Genomic DNA, 18,246 nt, shown 5'->3' with positions numbered 1-18,246 from the left:
ATACATACACGCGGACCGGGAAGAACGGAGATTCCAGCCAGCCGACCATCATGCCACTCAACCTGGCCCCCCGGGCCCAGGCGCGCGAGCGCCGTCGCCAGTCAATCACCGCCACACCAGCCGGCGGAAACGACCGCCACCCACCGGCCGATACGCCCCGAAACCGCCGGGCTTGGGAAAAAGACACGACCCGGTGAAACTCCGGGCCGGCTCGTGACACGGAGGGGCCGTGGCCCTTCTTTCCGCGGTGAAGATGGTGCTGGCAGGTGCGCCCCCGTCCGACATGGACCGGGAGCGGGCCCTGCTGCGCCGTGCGCGTGCCGGCGACCCCGCCGCCTTCCGGACGCTCTTCGAGCGCCATGCCCCCGGCGTGTGGCGCTTCCTGCGGGACTTGCTCCGCGACGAGGCCGCCGCCGACGAGGCGACGCAGGAGACCTTCGTCCGCGCCCACGGGCGGCTCGGCGCGCTGCGCGACGAGGACCGGTTGGGTGCGTGGCTGCTGGGCATCGCCCGGCACGTGTACCTGGAGTCCCGTCGCAGCCGCGGCGTGCATGTGGACGTGGACGACGAGGAGCACGCCAGCCGCGTGGAGGCCGTGCTCCCCACGCCCACGCCGGAGGACCTGCTGCTGGACCGCGAGCTGGAGGGACTGCTGGCCGACGCACTCGGCATGCTGCGCGAGGAGCGACGCGCGGCGCTGCTGCTGCGCATCGACCACGGCCTTCCCTACGAGGAGATTGCGTCGGTCATGGGCTGGTCCCCGCAGAAGGTGAAGAACGAAATCCACCGCGCCCGGCTGCAGCTCCGCGAGCAACTGGCCGCCCACGTGGGAGGCCGGCCATGAGCGCATGCCGTGAAGGAGAGCTGGACGCGCTGCTGGCCGGAGAGCTGTCCCCCGAGGACGCCGCGCGCGTGGACGCCCACGTGGACACCTGCCCCGCGTGCCGGCATGCCCTGACGTGGCTGCGCCTGGAGCGCGGATGGATGGCACAGCGCGCGCGCCGCACACCCGCGCGCCCCGCGCTGAGCTTCTCCGCGCTGGAGGCCCGCCTCGCGCGGCCCGCCATTCCGCCCTGGGTGCCCCTGCCGGGCAACTGGGCCAACTGGGGGAAGATGATGATGGCCGCCGCCGCCACGGTGGCCTTCGTGGGCCTCAGCCTGATGCAGGGCGGGCCCGCGCTCCTCGGCGACGAGCCCCGCGGCCGCGACGTGCGCATGCTGGGTGAGGCGTGTGAGGACCCGTCGGGAGAGGCCGTGGCCGCGCTCGAGGCCGCCCTGGGCGCGTGCCTCGTGGCCTCGCCCGTCATCTCCTCCCGCTGAGGGCCACGGGCCTCGGGCCCTGAAATAAGAAAGACCCCCGGAGCCTGGAGCGGCGCCGGGGGTCTTCTCACTTCAGCGCTCGCGCACCCGCCTCAGGGCACGGGGATGTTCGCGTTCGCGTACTTGATGGCGTCGGCGGCCTGCACCAGACCGAAGCCGTACTGATTGTCCCGCCCTTCGGGGCCCAGGGGCCTGGCGCTCTTCTCCAGCACGTCGCGCACCTGGGCGGGCTTGAGGTCCGGGCGCGCGCTCATCAGGAGGGCGGCCGCGCCCGCCACGTGGGGCGTGGCCATGGAGGTCCCCGACTGCACCAGGTAATCCGAGCCGGTGACGTCCACCGTCACCTGCTGCCCGACGAGTCCCTTGATGGTGTTGGCGATATCCAGGGGCACCCACGTCGTGGGCACCCAGATGGGGGACGACGCGCCGAGCGTGAAGCCGCCTTCCGGGTCCTCCGCGACGTTGTTGCCGACGATGACGGCCTTGGCACCCGCCTGGATGACATGGCGCGCCTTCTCCTCGAAGTAGAGGCCGCCGCCGCGGTCCACATACGCCACGAAGCCCGAGCAGTTGGCCTCCTCGCCGCACGAGGTGACGCTGTCCCCCAGGCCGCAGTTGATCAGCCGGCCCGTGTAGGTGTTGATGGCCGAGTACTCCAGCGGGTCGGACGTGAAGTGCGTCCCCCCCGCCTGGACATCCGCGAACGGCGAGGCGCCGACGATGCTCGCGCTCAGCACGTCCACTCCCGGCCCCACCAGCGACACCTGCGGGCCGAACTGGGAGAAGGGAGCCCACTCGCCGCTGAAGTTCACCGCGCCCACGGCCACCACGGACGGATAGGCGGCGGGATACGCGACCCTGTCCGCGCCGGAGTTGCCGGTGGCCGCGAAGGACAGCATGCCGCCCTCCAGCGCCTTCTCGAAGGCCAGCTTCTCGTCCTCATCCGGCGAGTTCGAGCCCAGCGACAGCGAGGCGATGTCCGCGCCCTGCGAGCTGCACCATTCGACGGCGGCGACGACGTCGTCCGTCTTGCCACTGCCCGTCACATCCAGCACGCGGGCAATCAGCAGCGACACGGTGGGCGCCACGCCCGCCACGCCGTTGGGCTCCTTGCCCGGGCGCACCTTGCCACCCACGCCGAGCTGCGCCGCAATGGTGGCCGCGGTGTGCGTGCCATGGCCGCCGCCATACACGTAGACGCCATCCTGCAGGGCGCGGTCCAGCGGTCCGTCGCCTGGAATGGTGTCTTCGTGGTCGATGAAGTCCATGCCGCCGATGTAGGCCGCCTTCAGCTCGGGGTGCCGGTCATCCCAGCCGCTGTCGATGACGCACACCTTGACGTTCGTGCCCGACGCGCTCCCCGTGTCCAGCACACCGTCGTTGTTGGCATCCCAGACCTCGGTCGCCTGGATCATCTTCAGGCCCGGGGTGTACTCGCCCACGGAGCCGGCGGTGTTGGGAGTGCCGTGCAGCCAGGTGCTGGTGGGGAGCCGGGGCATCCCGAAGGCGTGCACCGTGCGGTTGGGCCGCACCGACACCACGTCCGGATTCTTCGCCAGCGCCTCGCGCGCCTCGGCCGACAGCCGCGCGGACACGAGGTTGAGGTTGGGGAAGCGGCGCTTCACCTGACCGCCCACGCGTGCCACGTCGGTGGCGAACGCGTCGGCGCGAGCCTTGGCGCTGGCGGACACGCGGGGCCGGAAGGTGATGAGCACGTCCTCCAGCCCATCCTCCACCTTCAGCGCCTGGGCCTGGGCCGGGTTCGGCAGCGACTCCTGTTCGGTGCCCGGACAGACCTGGGGCTCCACCTGGGACGGCGGCGGCTTCTCTGTACAGGCCACCAGTCCTCCGACCAGACCCAGCCAGACCCAACGCTTCATGTCGTTCTCCTTACACGCCCCGGCCAGCGGGTGGTGTGCGGCTTCCCTTTCCGGCACTCAACCGGGGCCGGATGAGACGAGAGGACAGCCTGTCCCGTTCCCGGCGCGCAAGTTAAGCACGCATGACGGCCGTCCGCTCGGGTGCTTGTCCGCCGGACAACGGGCGTTTGACGGCTTCTGCCGCGCATGCGTGGAGCGGCGGACGTTGTAGCCCCCGGACGGAGGACTTCAGGCGTCCGCGCTGTCCACTCCGAAGATGCGCAGCGCGTCAGCGTCGTACGTGGCGAGCTGACGCTGCGTCTCGGCGGCATCCCAGCCCAGGCGCGGCGCCATCACCTCGGCGGCCACGCGGGCGGCGGCACGGCCCAGGTCTCGCGTCTCGAAGGCGACCTTGAGACGGCGGACGAGCAGGTCGGACAAGGTATGCGCGAGCTCATGGGTAACGCCCCACGCGGCCTCGGCGGCGCGGTAGGGCAGCCCCTCGGCGAGAGGCCGGGCCAGCGCGGGCTCCTCGCGGGTGAGGGCCCACACGCGGCGCCAGCGGCTGCCGTAGGCGCGCACCAGGTGCACGGCGGTGGCGTCGTCGCCCACCTCCGCGCGAGCGGCGGCGAACTCCGCGTCCATGCTGGGGATGTCTCCGCCGGGCAGGGGCAGCGTCTCGGTGGGCGACTTGCGGCGGGCCTGGCCCAGGTGGCGCTCCACCGCGTCCACCACGTCGCGGGCCATGACCCGGTACGTGGTGAGCTTGCCACCGCTGATGGCCAGCACGCCCGAGGGGCTCACGTCGATGGCGTGCTCGCGGCTCGCGCTGCCCGCGTCCGACGGGGCACCGTGGTAGCCGCTGGCGACGAGGGGCCGGATGCCGGCCCATGCGCTCACCACGTCCTCGCGGGTGAGGCGCGCCTCGGGGAAGAAGGCGTTGGCGGACTCCAGCAGGTAGGCCACGTCGGCCTCGCTGGCGCGCACCTCGGCGGGGTGGGCGCGCGTGGACGTCTCCGTGGTGCCGATGATGGTGAAGCCCTCGGCGGGCAGCACGAACATGACGCGCCCGTCCTTGGGCGACAGCAGCGTGAGCGCGTCGCGGTGACCCAGGCGCTCGCGCGGCACGGCGAGGTGGACGCCCTTGCTGCCGCGCACCGCGGAGCTCTTGTGGTCCGGAGCGTCGAGCTTGCGGATTTCATCGCTCCACGGCCCGGTGGCATTGACGATGGCGCGGGCGCGCACGGTGACTTCCTGGCCGGTGAGATGGTCCACCACCACGGCGCCACGCGCCTGCCCCTCGTGCAGGACCAGGCTGCGCACGGAGGCATGGTTGAGCACGGTGGCACCGGCCTCGGACGCGCCCACTGCGTTGGCCAGGGTGAGACGCGCATCGTCGGTGGCGGCGTCGTAGTAGCGGGCGCCGCCCTTGAGTCCATCCGAGCGCAGGCCCGGCTCCATCTCCTGCACCTGACGCAGGCTGAGGCGCTGGTAGCCCTTCACGTTCCGGAACAGGGACAGGGCGTCGTAGAGCATGAGGCCCGCGTTGAGCTTCCACCGGGGCACACGCGCGCCCTCGTAGACGGGCCAGATGAAGGCCAGGGGCCGCACCAGGTGCGGTGCCAGTTGGAGCAGCCGCCGGCGCTCGATGCTGGACTCGAAGACGAGCCCGAGGTGGCCGTGCTCCAGGTAGCGAAGGCCGCCGTGGATGAGGCGCGACGAGCGGCTGGACGTGCCGCTCGCGAAGTCCTCGCGCTCGATGAGGGCGACCTTGAGCCCGCGCAGCGCGGCGTCGCGAGCCGAGCCGGAGCCGGTGACGCCTCCGCCGATGATGAGGAGGTCGAACTCCTGCGTGCCCAGGGCGCGCAGGCGGTCCGCGCGGGGCGGAGGCGAAGGGACTTCGGCCTCGGATGAAGGTTCGAGGAGCGCGGCGGATTCGGAACGCACGGAGAGAGTTTAATGCCACGGCACCGACACGGCAGTGGAATTCAATGCGCCGCGTCAAGAGTGATACACCGCGTATGGCTCGCGAGGGCTTGCGGGTGTTGAAGAAGGGTCAGCTCACGGGGGAGGCGGCCTTGCGTGTCCTGGGGAAGACGGCTAGGAGGCGGCCGCCCCACCCCTTCCCTCCCCGCCCGAGCCCCGTGCTGAACCGTCATGACCGACGAGACCTGGCGTGCCTGGGACTGATGGTCCTGGTGTACGGGCTCGCCGTCGCGCCGGTGGTGCACGCGGTGGTGGGGCACGGTGGCGGTGGCGGCCGGCCGCACGTCCACGTGCATGGCTCGGGTGAGCGGGCGCACTCGCACGGCCCGAAGCGGGACGTGCCGGAGGACCGGGCACCGGGCAAGGGCCATGGGCCGGGCGGGCACCAGCACGCGGCGGGCGCGGTGGAGCACCTGCACGCGCTGGCGGCCTCCTGGACGGTGGTGGAAGCGCCGCGCGTCCGGGGGGTGTCGTGGTTCGCGGAAGTCTCGCGAGGGCCGTCGCGAGCACCGGGCTCGGCGCCGCGCCTGACGGCGATGCCGCAGGGCCCGTAGTCGCGCGGGGCCAGACATCCAAAGTGCATCCAGGAGCGTAGGTGTCGCGCGGTCGAAGCGGCGCCTGCGGGCCTGTGCCTTCGTCCGTGCCGTGTATCCGTCCTGCCGGTGGAGCCGTCCACCGGGGAGACGCGTGCCCCGTGGTGTGTCCACGGGCGCGTGAGTCCCCGGGACGTGTCTTTGCGCCGCTGTCTGTCATTGCGTGCCCGTGCTCTTCGTTACCGCGTTGTCGGCGTGTGTCCTCGCCGTGTCCCCTGTCGTTCCCCCGGAGGGAGGACGTGCCTCCGAGGCCCCGCCTCCGGCGGAGCGACCCGGGGCCGAGCCCCCCGTGGGCGTGCAGGCGGCTGACACCGGGGCTTCCGACAACAGCGGGCCAACGCCCTCGGAGCCGCCACCCGCGGGCTCCGAGCCTCCGCCGCAGTCCTCCACCGCGAAGTCCCCGGAGGCCCCCTCCACGGTGGTGCGAGGCACCCGTCCCACGCAGAGCGCCTCCGAAGTGACGCTCGGCCGGGACATCCTGGACGCGGCGCCCAGGACGAGCGCCGTGGACCTGCTCCGCGCGGTGCCGGGCCTCGTGGCCTCTCAGCACAGCGGAGAGGGCAAGGCGCACCAGCTCTTCCTGCGCGGCTTCGATGCACTGCACGGCCAGGACGTGGAGTTGGACGTGGGCGGCCTGCCGGTGAACGAGGTGAGCCACATCCACGCGCTCGGCTACGCGGACACCAACTTCGTCATCCCCGAGGTCGTCCGCGCGCTCGAAGTCACGGAGGGCTCCTACCGCGCTTCACAGGGAGACTTCGCCGTCGCCGGCACGGTGCGCATGGACCTGGGCGTCGAGGAGCCCGGCGTCCACCTCGCGGGCACGCTGGGGCAGTACGGCCAGCGGAGGCTCGTCGTCACCGTGCGCCCGGGAGACGACGAGGGCACCTTCGCCGCGGTGGAGCTGGGCGAGGGCAACGGCTACGGCGCGCAGCGCGGCTACGGGCGCGCGTCCCTCCTCGCGCAGGCGACGACGAAGCTGGGTGACGGGCTCATGGTGAGGGCGCTCGGTGGCAGCTACGTCACGCGCTTCGACTCGCCGGGTGTGGTGCGCGAGGACGACCTGCTCGCGGGCCGCAGCACCTTCTTCTCGCCCTCCACCACGAGGCAGGGCGGCACCGTGACGCGGCATCAGCTCCTGCTGGGCTTCGAGCTGCCGCGCACGGGCAAGGGGCGCACGAAGCTGGAGGTCTTCGGAATCCTCTCGGACGTGCGGCTGCGCAACAACTTCACCGGCTACCGCGTGGACGACCGCGGAGACGGGCTGGAGCAGACGAACGACGGCACCACCCTGGGCGCGCGCGCCGAGCACCGCCGCAACGTGACGGCGTTCGGCCGCCCCGTCGCGCTCGAGCTGGGCCTCGGAGCCCGGCGCGACGGCGTGGAGCAGACGCAACGGCGTTACCGTGAGTCGGACGGCACCTTCTTCTCGGACGAGGTGGACGCGCGCATCACCCAGACGGACGTGTGGGGCTGGGCGGAGGCGCGCATGGCCCTGGGCCACTGGGCGCTGCGCCTGGGCGGACGCGCCGACGCGCTGGGCGTGGAGGTCTTCGACGCGCTCGCCTTCAGCGACCCGCGCTTCTACGACGGGCGCGGCTACGCTCGCAGCGCCTTCGGCATGCACCTGGGCGCGAAGGCGGGCGTGGAGTACGCCCTCGGGGACGACCCGGACACGTGGCGCCTCTTCGCCAGCTACGGTGACGGCTTCCGCTCCCCGCAGGCACGGAGCCTGGCGGAAGGAGAGCGAACCCCGTTCGTCTCCGTGAAGGGCGCGGAACTGGGCGCGCGCCGCGACGGCGAGCACTGGGCCGCGCAGGTCAGCCTCTTCGGCTCGCAGGTGGCCAACGACTTCTTCTTCGACCACGCGGTGGGCAGCACCGTGTACACGGGCGAGACGCTGCGCTCGGGCGTCTCCGCGGCGGTGCAGGCGAGGCCGGTGCGCGGCCTCGTCACGGCGCTGAGTGCCACGGTGGCGCACGCATACGTGACGGCGACGGACACGCTGCTCCCCTACTTCGCGCCGCTGGTGGCGCGCGCGGACGTGGGCTGGGAGCGGCCAGTGACGTGGGCCTGGCTGGGCGGCACGAATGCGACGTTCTCCGTGGGCACGGGGCTCACGTTCCTCGGCCCGCGTCCGCTGCCCTTCGACGAGCGCAGCCGCACCGTGTTCCTCGCGGACGCGTACACGGCGGTGAGGCGCGGCGAACTGGGCCTGCGGCTGGAGGTGAAGAACCTGCTCGACGCGCGCTGGCGCGACGGCGAGTTCGTCTACAGCTCCCGCTTCGCCCCGGAGTCCGTGCCGAGCCTCGTGCCGGCGAGACATTTCACCGCGGGGTCGCCACGGATGGCCTCGCTCACCCTGGAGGTCCACCTGTGATTCGCAGACACGTGCTGATGGGCGCGCTCGCCCTCGCCCTGAGCGGCTGCGGCAGCGAAGCAGAGCGCCGCACCTTTCCCGTCGAGCTGACGGGGACGCTTCCCAGCGGCGCCAACGAGCGGGGCTGGACGGTGACGCTGGAGTCCGCGCACGCGTCCGTGGGTCCGGTGCGCTTCTTCAATGGCCGTGTGCTGCTGTCCCGGCGCGCGCCGCGCTTCGACTGGTACTCGCTCATCGGCGGCACGGCGCAGGCGCACCCGGGGCACTACGTGGCGGGAGACGCGCTGGGCGAGGTGCTGACCACCGCCACCGTCGACCTGCTGACAGGAGCGCCGCTCGGAGACGCGAGCGCGGTGACGGGCGAGTACGGTTCCCTGGAGCTGACGCTCGCAACGCCCACTGCGTCGACGGATGCGGCGGGTGCGCTGGGTGGCCACGCGGTGCGGGTGCGGGGTACGGCGCGCAACGCGGACGGAGGCGCGGTGCGCTTCGACGCGGTGGCGGACCTGCCGGCGCCCGTGGCGGGGGTCCGCTTCGAGAAGTCCCTGGGGATGGAGGCCGGGCGGGTGCGCATCGCCGTGGACCTGGGGACGTGGCTGGGCCGTATCGACTTCGCCACCGCGACCGACCCGGACGCGGACGGCGTCTACACGTTCCCCGCTGGCAGCCAGGCGCAGAACGCGCTGGTGCGCGGCGTGGAGGACACCACCACCTACGTCGTGACGTGGGAAGAAGGAGCCGCGCAATGAAGAACTGGATGCTGGGGTTGTCGTTCCTCGGGCTGGCCGCGTGTGGCGAGGGCAAGGGCACCGTCACGTTCACCACGTACGGCGAGGACTACATCGAGAAGCAAATCCCCGCGGCCACGGGAGGCGGGGCCGGCTTCGTGGACGGCTGGACGGTGAAGTACGACAAGTTCCTGGTGATGCTCGGCGAGGTGAAGGTGGCCACGGAGGAGGAGACGGCCGCGCAGCAGGGGCAGTCGAAGGTGTTCGACGTGCACAAGCCCGGACCGGTGGTGGTGGAGACCTTCACCGACCTGGCGTCGAAGGACTGGGACCACGTCAGCTATGCGATTGCGCCCTGGCCGGAGGCGGTGGCGGGCAACGCGGACGCGCAGGACGTGACGATGATGAAGACGGGCGGCTACTCCGTCTTCGTGCAGGGCACGGCGACGAAGGGCTCGGTGACGAAGCGCTTCGCCTGGGGTTTCCCCACGAACACCGTGTACGAGCACTGTGAGAATCCGGACCTCGGCGAGGGCGTCACGGTGCCGGACGGCGGCGAGGAGAAGGTGGAGCTCACCATCCACGGTGACCACCTCTTCTTCGACGACCTGCAGTCGCCGAGCGCGAAGATGCGCTTCGATGCGCTGGCCGACGCGGACAAGCTGGGCATCGTCGGTGCGGACGGGGACATCACGCTGGAGGAGCTGGCCGCGGTGGACCTGACCGAGCTGCCGTCGGACCGGTACGGCACCGGCGGCGTGGGCAGCGTGCGCAACCTGCGCGACTTCGTGACGGCGCTGGTGCGGACGGTGGGCCACTACCGCGGCGAGGGCGAGTGCAGCCCCCGAGCCCGCTGAGCCGCCCCTGACAGGAGCGGGAGGAAACACGCTGGCGCGGTGAGCGCGGCAGGGAGCGCCGCGAGCCTCACCGCGCCAGGAGCCAGGACCTGGGGCCGACCTCCCCGGTCCTGGGGTTGTTGCGGAGAGACGGAGCGGACCTCAGCTCTTCTTGTTGCCGCCCCAGTTGTTGCCCTGGCCCGGCGTCCCACCGGAGCCGCCCGAGCCACCGGAGCCACCGGAGCCGCCCGAGCCGCCCGAGCCGCTGCCGTCGGACGTGTTGCCCGAGTGGCGGGGGTTGTTCGGGTTCATCTGGTTGGAGCGATTGTCCTGCGACGCCTTCTGCGCGGGGTTGTTGGGGTTCTTGCTGTCGGAACGCTGATCGTTGGGGGTCTTGCCGCTGTCCTTGCTCATGGACCTACCTCGGGAGCCCCTGGCGAGAGTGCCAGGGGAGGGCCGCAAACTAGGGAGCGCGCGAGGGAGGCACACTCGGCCGGAGGGCCCGCGCGCTTGTCGGGAAACGCACGCCCGGCGGGTGCGGGCGCGACGTGACGGAGGTGGGCCCGGATGCCGCCGCGAGCCGGGGTGCCTACCTCGTGCCCGAGGAGGTGATGGACGCGTGAGGATGGTGACCTATGAACGCAATGGCCGGACCAACACGGGCGCCCAGGCGCTGCGGCTGGAAGGACTGAAGCTGCTGAAGGTGCTGGAGCAGGGCGAGGTGGTGACCGAGCGCGCCCTGACCGAGGACGAGGCCCGGAGACTGGGCCCGCTGCTCGAGGCGGCCGGACGAGACCCGGTCCCCGCGGTCATGGTGCCGCAAGGCGAACCGGAGGGGCTGGCCGTGACGCTCGCCTTCGAGGACGAGGCCCCCCGCGTGCGCCTGGCGACGGAGCAGCTCCCCGCGCGCGGAGCAGGCCCCGTGTACGACGCGCTACTCGCGGAGATGGACGCGCTGCTGACGGCGGAGCTCCACACGCGAGCGCCCAGGCATGCGCACGTCGTCTGGCCGCACGAGCTGCGCGAGGAGGAGTAGCCGGCGGACGAGCCTGGACGTAGGTCCAGGTGGGGTTGCCGGGGGCGCGGTGTTCTGTGATGAGAGGGGGATGAAGCGCGTGCAGTTCTCCGTGCATCGCACGGTGGGAGAAGCGCGGCTGCTGGCGGGAGCGCTGGAGGCCGTGGGGGTGTCGGTGGAGGTGCGCGGCGAATCGCTCGCTCCGCTGAGTGGGGAGATTCCCAGCGGCGAGACGTGGGTGGAGCTGTGGCTGTGGCCGCACGAGCTGGAGCAGGCGCGCGGCCTGCTCGCCGAGCTGCGGGAGAACCAGGAGGCGTCGGAGCGCTCCGTGGAGTGCCCGAAGTGCCGTGAGGAGAACCCGGGGAACTTCGAGCTGTGCTGGAGCTGCGGCCTGGAGCTGCCCTCGGGGCTGCGGCCGCGGCTGCGGGCGGTGTAGACAGGCCCGCCCGGGAAGCGATGGCGGAGGCCTCTTCGGTGAGGCATGGAAGAGGTCTGGCAGCGAGGGAGGAGGGGCCGCGTGGACAATCCGTCGATGACGACAGGGGCCGACCCGCGAGGCTCCGGAGAGCAGCACCGGCGCAGGCTGGACCGGGGGATGCGCAGCATCCTGGTGGTGTGTGGCGTCGCCCTGCTCATCCACCTCATCCCGCTCTTCCTGCCCAGGAACATGCCCGAGCAGGAGCTGGCCATCGCCCGCGCGGCGACGAGCGCGGAGGAGCGGGTGCAGTTCCTGATGCCGCTTCGGCAACACCCGAAGGCCACGCCCGCGGAGCTGCGCGAGGCCGCGGAATTGCTGCTGGACGGAGCGCCGGCCGAAGCCCACGAGCTCGCGCAGGAGGCGGAGCGCAGGGACCCCAGCGCCCTGGAGACGCAGCTGTTGCTGGCGCGCATCTGTGACGTGGAGCGGATGGAGCGCTGCGTGAGCACCTCGCTGGAGCGGGCGGCACAGGTGGCACCGAAGGACGCCCGGCCGGACCTGCTGCGAGCCGACTTCCAGGAGCAGGACGGCGACGTGGCGGGAGCGGCTGAGTCACTGAGACAGGCGTACGGCAAGGCGCCGGGGGATGCGGTCATCGGCCTGCGCTACGTGAGGCTGCTGAGTGCCTCGAAGCACGGGGACGAGGCGATGTCCGTGCTGAAGGAGCTCGCGGGACAGCTCCCGCGAGGCCGGCTGCTGGTGGAGCAGGGCCGGGTGTGGACGCGCGAGGGGCGGGACGCGGACGCGGTGAAGCTCTTCCGCAAGGCGGTGGAGGAAGACCCGAGGCTGGGCATCGGCTACTTCGAGCTGGGGCTCGCGCTGTACCGGCAGGGAAACACGGAGGCGGCCGAGGAGTCCCTGCGCCAGGCGGACCGGCTGGACTTGAGCGACCCCAAGGCACTCGCGGCCCTGTGCGCGATGCAGCTCGAGCAGCGGCGCATCAACGACGCACGGCTCACACGGATGGACCTGGAGCGTCGCTTCTCGGGAAGGACGGAGCTCATCCGTCAGTCCTGCAGCATCCCCTGATTCGACGCGCCTGAGCCGGCTCAGCGAGGCTCGGTGCCGCGAATCTGCCGGAGCATCCGCGCGGAGGCCTTCACCTCGGTGTCGACGGAGCCATCCACGCGCTCCGTGCGGACGACTGCCTGCAGGTAGGGGAGCGCCTCGTCGTCGCGCTCCTGCTGGAAGAGCAGCTCACCGAGGGCGAAGCGGGCCCGGGTGAGGAGGACGATGTCCTCGGCGGCGACCGCGGCGTCGATGGCATCGCTGAGGGCGGACTCGGCCAGCTCGGGCTGTCCCCGGGCGAGGAGCTCACGCGCACGCTGGAGGTATTCCTGGACGTTCATGGCATGGACAGATGGGTGGCGCGGGGAGGGGACGCAAGGGGCCGCTCCGGGTTAAGGGTAGCCACCCATGGACGAGAAGCGCATTGCCGAGCTGGAGCTTCGCTACATGCAGCAGCAGGACCTGCTGCAGGAGCTGAGCGACGTGCTGTACGACCAGCAGAAGGTCATCTCCGCGCTGAAGGCGGAGGTGGAGGTGCTCAAGCAGAAGCTGGCGGGAGACCCCGGGCTGGTGGACGCCCGGCAGCAGGAGCGTCCACCGCACTACTGAGGCTCAGAACTTGTAGCCCAGGCGCAGGCCGATGACGGGATTGGGTTCGAGGTAGCCGACCTCGATGCCGATGCTCGCGGCCTTGCCCTGCAGGCCGAAGCCGAAGGCGGCGTGGGCGCGGAACTCGTCGTTGCGGCCGAAGACAATCCACGGTCCGGCCATGCCCTCGATGTAGACGCTTCTGGCAACGTTGGCGCGCAGGTAGAGGTCGAGCGGAATGCCGACGTCATTGCCGTCCGTGATGAGCGTCGCGCCGAACCGCGCGCCAACGGAGAGCGGGCCCGTGATGCGTCCCTCGACGCCGAGGGTGAAGCTGAAGGCGGCGCTCTCATCAATCCAGTAGTCGGCGCCGAGCCCGACGCGGACGGCAGCGGCCTCGGAAGTCATGGGGGCGAAGAACAGACCGACCGCGAGCAGGCCGCCGAGGCAGGGACGAAGCAGCTTCATGCAAGAGGCTCCTGAGTGACGGGGGAGCGCCACTCAATCAAGCCGCGAGCAGCGAGGCCAGCCACACAGTGGCTTCAGCATGTGTGAAACGCGAACTTCCGCGGCGGACACCCAGTCGCAACGGAAGGGGGACACTCTCAACGGACAGCGTGGCTTCGAGCCGCGAGAAACAGCGCGGCTCTTCGTCGGCGCGGTGCAGGTTCGCGAGGTGTCAGCGACGTGCCGCACGAGCAGGGCGAGTGCCACCGTCGGACGTTAGGCAGCGGGACGCCATCAGGAGACGTCGCATGAAAGCCATTCGTTATCATCAGGTGGGCGGGCCCGAGGTCCTTCGTCTCGAGGAAGTGCCGGAGCCGGTGGCAGGCCCCGGGGAAGTGCGCATCCGGGTCCACGCGGCGGGAGTGAACTTCGCGGACACCGAGCGCCGGCGGGGGCTGTACGACGCGAAGGTGCCCCTGCCGCGAATCCTCGGGAGCGAAGCAGCGGGCGTGGTGGAGTCTGTGGGCCCGGGAGTGGACTCGGCCTGGCTGGGTCGGCGCGTGGTGGCCCTGGCGGCGAGAAGCTACGCGGAGCGGGTGACGGTGCCAGAGCAGGAATTGCTCGTGCTTCCCGAGCGCGTGTCCTTCGAGGAAGGCGCCGGACTCCTCGTGCAGGGACTGACGGCGTGGCACCTCATCCACACGATGGGGCACCTGTCCGCGGGGCAGTCCGTGCTCATCCACGCGGCCGCGGGCGGAGTGGGCCTGCTCGCGGTGCAGCTCGCGAAGGGCGTGGGAGCCCGGGTGATTGGAACGGTGTCGACGGAGGCCAAGGCCCGGCTCGCAAGAGAGCTCGGAGCCGACGAAGTCATCCTGTATGGCGAAAGCAATGTCTCGGAGCGGGTACACGCCCTGACGGGAGGCCGCGGGGTGGAGCTGGTGCTCGACTCCGTGGGCGCGAACACCTGGAAGAGCAGCCTGGATTCATTGGCGGTCTTCGGCCACCTGGTGAGCTACGGCAGCGCGAGTGGTGCGCCGCCTCCGGTGGACGTGGAGTCGCTGTATGAGAAATCCCTGAAGGTGAGCGCCTATTGGCTGCGCACGAACCACCCGCCGGAGCTGCAGCGCCACGCCCGTGAGGCTTTGCGAGCGGAGCTGACGGAAGGCCGGCTGCGGGTGCGCGCGGGCCTGGTGCTGGACCTGGCCGACGCCGCCGAGGCCCACCGCCAGTTGGAAGGCCGGAGCACGGTGGGCAAGGTGGTGCTCCGCGTGCCGCAGGCGCGGTGGGGCCCAGGGGCTCGCGGCAGGTCCGCGGGCCCCGGCCGGCGCGGAGAGCCGGAAGGCGGACGCGCCAAAAAAAGAAAACCCCCGTTGCCACGAGGGCAACGGGGGTTCTCAAAAAGAATCCGGCAGCGACCTACTCTCCCGCGCGGTTTCCCGCGAAGTACCATCGGCTCTGGAGGGCTTAACTTCCGTGTTCGGGATGGGAACGGGTGGGACCCCTCCGACATAGCCACCGGAAAACAAGCGACAGTGCATACAAAGGGTAAGTTTCAATTCTCTGCGAGAAGTCTCGCCGTGCCTGTTTAGAAGCGTCTTCCGGGCGAGTGCTTTCGCACTCGAGCCTCGGCCTTGGCCCCGAGTCCCTTACGCCCCAAAAGGAGGCATGGAAGAGAACGGGGAAAGTAAGCCGCTCGACCCATTAGTACCGGTTAGCTCAACGTGTTACCACGCTTACACACCCGGCCTATCAACGTCGTAGTCTTCGACGGGTCTTCAGGGGCTTGCGCCCGGGATACCTGGTCTTGAGGTCGGTTTCCCGCTTAGATGCTTTCAGCGGTTATCCAATCGGCACATGGCTACCCAGCGATACCTCTGGCGAGATAACTGGTACACCAGCGGTGCCTCCAACCCGGTCCTCTCGTACTAAGGTCAGAGCCTCTCAAGTATCCTACGCCCACAGCAGATAGGGACCAAACTGTCTCACGACGTTTTGAACCCAGCTCGCGTACCGCTTTAATTGGCGAACAGCCAAACCCTTGGGACCTGCTCCAGCCCCAGGATGCGATGAGCCGACATCGAGGTGCCAAACCTCCCCGTCGATGTGAACTCTTGGGGGAGATAAGCCTGTTATCCCCGGAGTACCTTTTATCCGTTGAGCGATGGCCCTTCCATTCAGGACCACCGGATCACTATGACCTGCTTTCGCACCTGCTCGAGATGTCTCTCTCGCAGTCAAGCTCCCTTATGCCATTGCACTCGCCGCCCGGTTTCCAATCGGGCTGAGGGAACCATCGCGCGCCTCCGTTACTTTTTGGGAGGCGACCGCCCCAGTCAAACTACCCACCAGACAGTGTCCCAATCCCGGATGACGGGACATGGTTAGACACCAGAAATCAACAGGGTGGTATTTCACCGTTGCCTCCACCGAACCTAGCGGCCCGGCTTCAAAGGCTCCCACCTATCCTACACAGTCAATCCCTAGTGTCACTGTCAAGTTATAGTAAAGGTTCACGGGGTCTTTCCGTCTTGCTGCGGGTAAACTGCATCGGCACAGCTATTTCAATTTCGCTGAGTCCCTCTCCGAGACAGCGCGGAAGTCGTTACTCCATTCGTGCAGGTCGGAACTTACCCGACAAGGAATTTCGCTACCTTAGGACCGTTATAGTTACGGCCGCCGTTTACTGGGGCTTCGGATCATCGCTTCGCCTTGCGGCTGACGAATCCCCTTAACCTTCCAGCACCGGGCAGGAGTCAGACCCTATACGTCGGCTTGTCGCCTTCGCAGAGTCCTGTGTTTTTGGTAAACAGTCGCTACCGCCATTTCTCTGCAACCTCTCTCGGCTTCGGCTGTACGCCTACACCTACCAGAGGCCCACCTTCTTCCGAAGTTACGGTGGAAATTTGCCTAGTTCCTTGGAGGAGAGTTCTCTCAAGCGCCTTAGGATTTTCTCCTCACCCACCTGTGTCGGTTTGCGGTACGGACACCCTATGAGCTCCCTACGGGACTTTTCTTGGAAGCAGAGCATCAGCGACTTACCCCTTACGGGGCGCCATGGGGTCTCGGGGATAGCTGCCGCGCCTTTAATCGTACGCGACACCCCTACGCCTTTAGACTGACACAACCACCGGTCAGCTCGCCTAGCTTTCTCCGTCCTCCCTTAGTTCAACGCTCACAAGATGGCGCAGGAATATTAACCTGCTTTCCATCACCTACGCCTTTCGGCCTCGGCTTAGGTTCCGGCTAACCCTGGGAAGATTAACTTGACCCAGGAAACCTTGGGTTTACGGCGAGGGGGTTTCTCACCCCCTTTATCGCTACTCATTTCGGCATCAGCACTCCCAGTCGCTCCAGCCGCCTTTACAGTCGACCTTCGCTGCAACTGGGACGCTCCCCTACCGCCATGCGCTTTACGCATGACCCGAAGCTTCGGCACTAGTCTTGAGCCCCGTTACATTTTCGGCGCGGCCTGTCTTGACCAGTGAGCTATTACGCTTTCTTTAAAGGATGGCTGCTTCTAAGCCAACCTCCTGGTTGTCAATGACCTGCCACATCCTTTCTAGTGTTCACTTAGACTAGATTTGGGGGCCTTAGCTGTCGGTCTGGGTTATTCCCCTCTTGCCAATGGACGTTATCACCCACTGACTGCGTCCCGGGATAACAATTGCCGGCATTCGGAGTTTGGTACGGTTTGGTAATCTGGTGAGACCCCTAGCCGTTCCAGTGCTCTACCTCCGGCATTGAATTGCCCGAGCCGATACCTAAATATCTTTCGGGGAGAACCAGCTATCACGGAGTTTGATTGGCCTTTCACCCCTACACACAGCTCATCCCAGAAATTTTCAACTTTCATGAGTTCGGTCCTCCATGCGGTGTTACCCGCACTTCAACCTGGCCATGTGTAGATCACCCCGCTTCGGGTTATAATACACGCAACTGAATCGCCCTTTTAGGACTCGCTTTCGCTCCGGCTCCACCTATCGGCTTAGCCTCGCTACGTATATTAAGTCGCCGAATCATGATGCAAAAGGTACGCCCTCGCACTGGCTTGCGCCGTAGTGCTCGGACTGCTTGTAGACATGCGGTTTCAGGTTCTTTGGACTCCCCTTACCGGGGTTCTTTTCACCTTTCCCTCGCGGTACTAGTTCACTATCGGTCGCCAAGGAGTATTTAGCCTTACCGGATGGTCCCGGCGGATTCAGACAGGATTGCACGTGTCCCGTCTTACTTGGGTAACCCACTCAGCTCCAACTCGCTTTCGCGTACGCGACTATCACGCTCTTTGGTGCCCCTTTCCAGAGGCTTCCGCTAGCAAGTCAAAGTCCTACCGTGGACCCACTACCCCGCAGCCACTTGCGTGGCAACGGTTTGGGCTTCTCCCATTTCGCTCGCCGCTACTTTGGGAATCACTCGTTGTTTTCTCTTCCTCAGGGTACTGAGATGTTTCACTTCCCCTGGTTAGCTCCTGCCAACCTATTTATTCAGTTGGAGGTAACACCGCTATTCGCAGTGCTGGGTTTCCCCATTCGGACATCTCCGGATCAACGCTCGGTTGACAGCTCCCCGGAGCTTTTCGCAGCCACCCACGTCCTTCATCGCCTCTTGGCACCTAGGCATCCACCGCACGCCCTTAGTAGCTTACTTGCCCTGATCTCTTTCAGGCCCACCTCTCGGCGGACTTGTTGAAACTCGAAACCAAGGCCCAGACCCCTGCTCTTCGCAGCAGGCCCGGAAGACTTCTTCTTCTAATTTGATTCAGCACTTGATGGGACTGGCCCGCTCTGTCGGTACGTCGAAGCCTCCCGGCTCCATCGCACCTGGCATGGCCAATCCTCTGCGAGAACTTCTCTCAGCAGAAATTGAACTTACCCTTCGTATGCACTTGTCAAAGAACGCTTCCCGTTACTGACTGGGAAAAAACGTGTGGAGCTGATCGGGATCGAACCGACGACATCCAGCTTGCAAAGCTGGCGCTCTCCCAGCTGAGCTACAGCCCCGGAAAACCACC

The 18,246-nt window shown here is 68.2% G+C and carries 15 protein-coding genes, 1 tRNA gene, 2 rRNA genes and 1 pseudogene; 11 read left to right on the top strand and 8 right to left on the bottom strand.

Annotation, left to right across the window (positions count from 1 at the left end):
• Positions 1 to 229 precede the first annotated feature (229 nt).
• Positions 230 to 844 (top strand): RNA polymerase sigma factor, encoded by a 615-nt coding sequence (locus OV427_RS22115; protein ID WP_267858124.1) that lies wholly within the window; start codon positions 230 to 232, stop codon positions 842 to 844.
• Positions 841 to 1,320 carry an anti-sigma factor family protein gene (locus OV427_RS22110; RefSeq protein ID WP_267858123.1) on the top strand — a complete coding sequence of 160 codons (480 nt, stop codon included), beginning with the start codon at positions 841 to 843 and terminating at the stop codon, positions 1,318 to 1,320. Before OV427_RS22115 ends, OV427_RS22110 begins: the two co-directional genes overlap by 4 nt.
• A 92-nt stretch (positions 1,321 to 1,412) precedes the next feature.
• On the opposite strand, the gene OV427_RS50585 is transcribed toward OV427_RS22110, so the two are convergent.
• Positions 1,413 to 3,200: a S8 family serine peptidase gene (locus tag OV427_RS50585; protein WP_324289980.1), complete on the bottom strand. Its 1,788-nt coding sequence runs from the start codon at positions 3,198 to 3,200 to the stop codon at positions 1,413 to 1,415.
• Between the two features lie 228 nt (positions 3,201 to 3,428).
• Entirely contained in the window at positions 3,429 to 5,126 is a 1,698-nt protein-coding gene (gene glpD / locus OV427_RS22095; RefSeq protein ID WP_267858122.1) for a glycerol-3-phosphate dehydrogenase, read from the bottom strand.
• A gap of 197 nt (positions 5,127 to 5,323) precedes the next feature.
• Between glpD and OV427_RS22090 the strand changes: the two genes are divergently transcribed.
• The 4 genes from OV427_RS22090 to OV427_RS22075 all read left to right on the top strand — a co-directional run bounded on the left by OV427_RS22090 (position 5,324) and on the right by OV427_RS22075 (position 9,723).
• Complete coding sequence (locus tag OV427_RS22090) at positions 5,324 to 5,719, top strand: hypothetical protein (protein ID WP_267858121.1); 396 nt, start codon at positions 5,324 to 5,326, stop codon at positions 5,717 to 5,719.
• Between the two features lie 208 nt (positions 5,720 to 5,927).
• Positions 5,928 to 8,138, top strand: a complete 2,211-nt coding sequence (locus tag OV427_RS22085) for a TonB-dependent receptor domain-containing protein (protein ID WP_267858120.1) — start codon at positions 5,928 to 5,930, stop codon at positions 8,136 to 8,138.
• Positions 8,135 to 8,887, top strand: coding sequence for a hypothetical protein (locus OV427_RS22080; RefSeq protein ID WP_267858119.1), 753 nt, complete (start codon positions 8,135 to 8,137; stop codon positions 8,885 to 8,887). The genes OV427_RS22085 and OV427_RS22080 overlap by 4 nt, the downstream gene beginning before the upstream one ends.
• Positions 8,884 to 9,723, top strand: a complete 840-nt coding sequence (locus OV427_RS22075) for a hypothetical protein (RefSeq protein ID WP_267858118.1) — start codon at positions 8,884 to 8,886, stop codon at positions 9,721 to 9,723. The genes OV427_RS22080 and OV427_RS22075 overlap by 4 nt, the downstream gene beginning before the upstream one ends.
• 141 nt (positions 9,724 to 9,864) lie before the next feature.
• Here the strand turns inward: OV427_RS22075 and OV427_RS22070 are convergent, their stop codons facing one another.
• Positions 9,865 to 10,116, bottom strand: a complete 252-nt coding sequence (locus tag OV427_RS22070) for a hypothetical protein (RefSeq protein WP_267858117.1) — start codon at positions 10,114 to 10,116, stop codon at positions 9,865 to 9,867.
• Between the two features lie 205 nt (positions 10,117 to 10,321).
• On the opposite strand from OV427_RS22070, the gene OV427_RS22065 reads away from it, so the two are divergent.
• From OV427_RS22065 to OV427_RS22055, 3 genes are all read left to right on the top strand, one after another.
• A complete protein-coding gene (locus tag OV427_RS22065; RefSeq protein ID WP_324289979.1) occupies positions 10,322 to 10,738 on the top strand; it encodes a hypothetical protein in 417 nt (138 codons plus the stop codon).
• A 70-nt stretch (positions 10,739 to 10,808) separates the two neighbouring features.
• Positions 10,809 to 11,153 (top strand): hypothetical protein, encoded by a 345-nt coding sequence (locus OV427_RS22060; protein WP_267858115.1) that lies wholly within the window; start codon positions 10,809 to 10,811, stop codon positions 11,151 to 11,153.
• Between the two features lie 159 nt (positions 11,154 to 11,312).
• Positions 11,313 to 12,224, top strand: a complete 912-nt coding sequence (locus tag OV427_RS22055; protein WP_267863460.1) for a tetratricopeptide repeat protein — start codon at positions 11,313 to 11,315, stop codon at positions 12,222 to 12,224.
• A 20-nt stretch (positions 12,225 to 12,244) separates the two neighbouring features.
• On the opposite strand, the gene OV427_RS22050 is transcribed toward OV427_RS22055, so the two are convergent.
• A complete protein-coding gene (locus tag OV427_RS22050) occupies positions 12,245 to 12,544 on the bottom strand; it encodes a hypothetical protein (protein ID WP_267858114.1) in 300 nt (99 codons plus the stop codon).
• Between the two features lie 67 nt (positions 12,545 to 12,611).
• Here OV427_RS22050 and OV427_RS22045 point away from each other — a divergent pair, with 67 nt between their 5' ends.
• On the top strand, positions 12,612 to 12,812 hold the full coding sequence (locus OV427_RS22045; RefSeq protein WP_267858113.1) for a SlyX family protein: 201 nt from the start codon (positions 12,612 to 12,614) through the stop codon (positions 12,810 to 12,812).
• A gap of 3 nt (positions 12,813 to 12,815) precedes the next feature.
• Here OV427_RS22045 and OV427_RS22040 read toward each other — a convergent pair whose 3' ends face one another.
• Positions 12,816 to 13,259, bottom strand: a complete 444-nt coding sequence (locus OV427_RS22040) for a hypothetical protein (protein ID WP_267858112.1) — start codon at positions 13,257 to 13,259, stop codon at positions 12,816 to 12,818.
• A 287-nt stretch (positions 13,260 to 13,546) separates the two neighbouring features.
• On the opposite strand from OV427_RS22040, the pseudogene OV427_RS22035 reads away from it, so the two are divergent.
• Positions 13,547 to 14,491, top strand: a pseudogene (locus OV427_RS22035) (quinone oxidoreductase family protein); the annotation flags it as partial.
• Positions 14,492 to 14,641: 150 nt separating this feature from the next.
• Here the strand turns inward: OV427_RS22035 and rrf are convergent.
• The 3 genes from rrf to OV427_RS22020 form a co-directional block, all read right to left on the bottom strand.
• Positions 14,642 to 14,758, bottom strand: a 5S ribosomal RNA gene (rrf, locus tag OV427_RS22030).
• A 160-nt stretch (positions 14,759 to 14,918) separates the two neighbouring features.
• Positions 14,919 to 17,882: ribosomal RNA gene (locus OV427_RS22025) — 23S ribosomal RNA — on the bottom strand.
• 280 nt (positions 17,883 to 18,162) lie between these two features.
• Positions 18,163 to 18,235, bottom strand: a tRNA-Ala gene (locus tag OV427_RS22020).
• Positions 18,236 to 18,246 lie beyond the last annotated feature (11 nt).

This window comes from Pyxidicoccus sp. MSG2 (genome assembly GCF_026626705.1).
Classification (GTDB): domain Bacteria; phylum Myxococcota; class Myxococcia; order Myxococcales; family Myxococcaceae; genus Myxococcus.
Note: the sequence above shows the minus strand (reverse complement) of the source record. Positions and strands in the feature narration are given on the sequence as shown.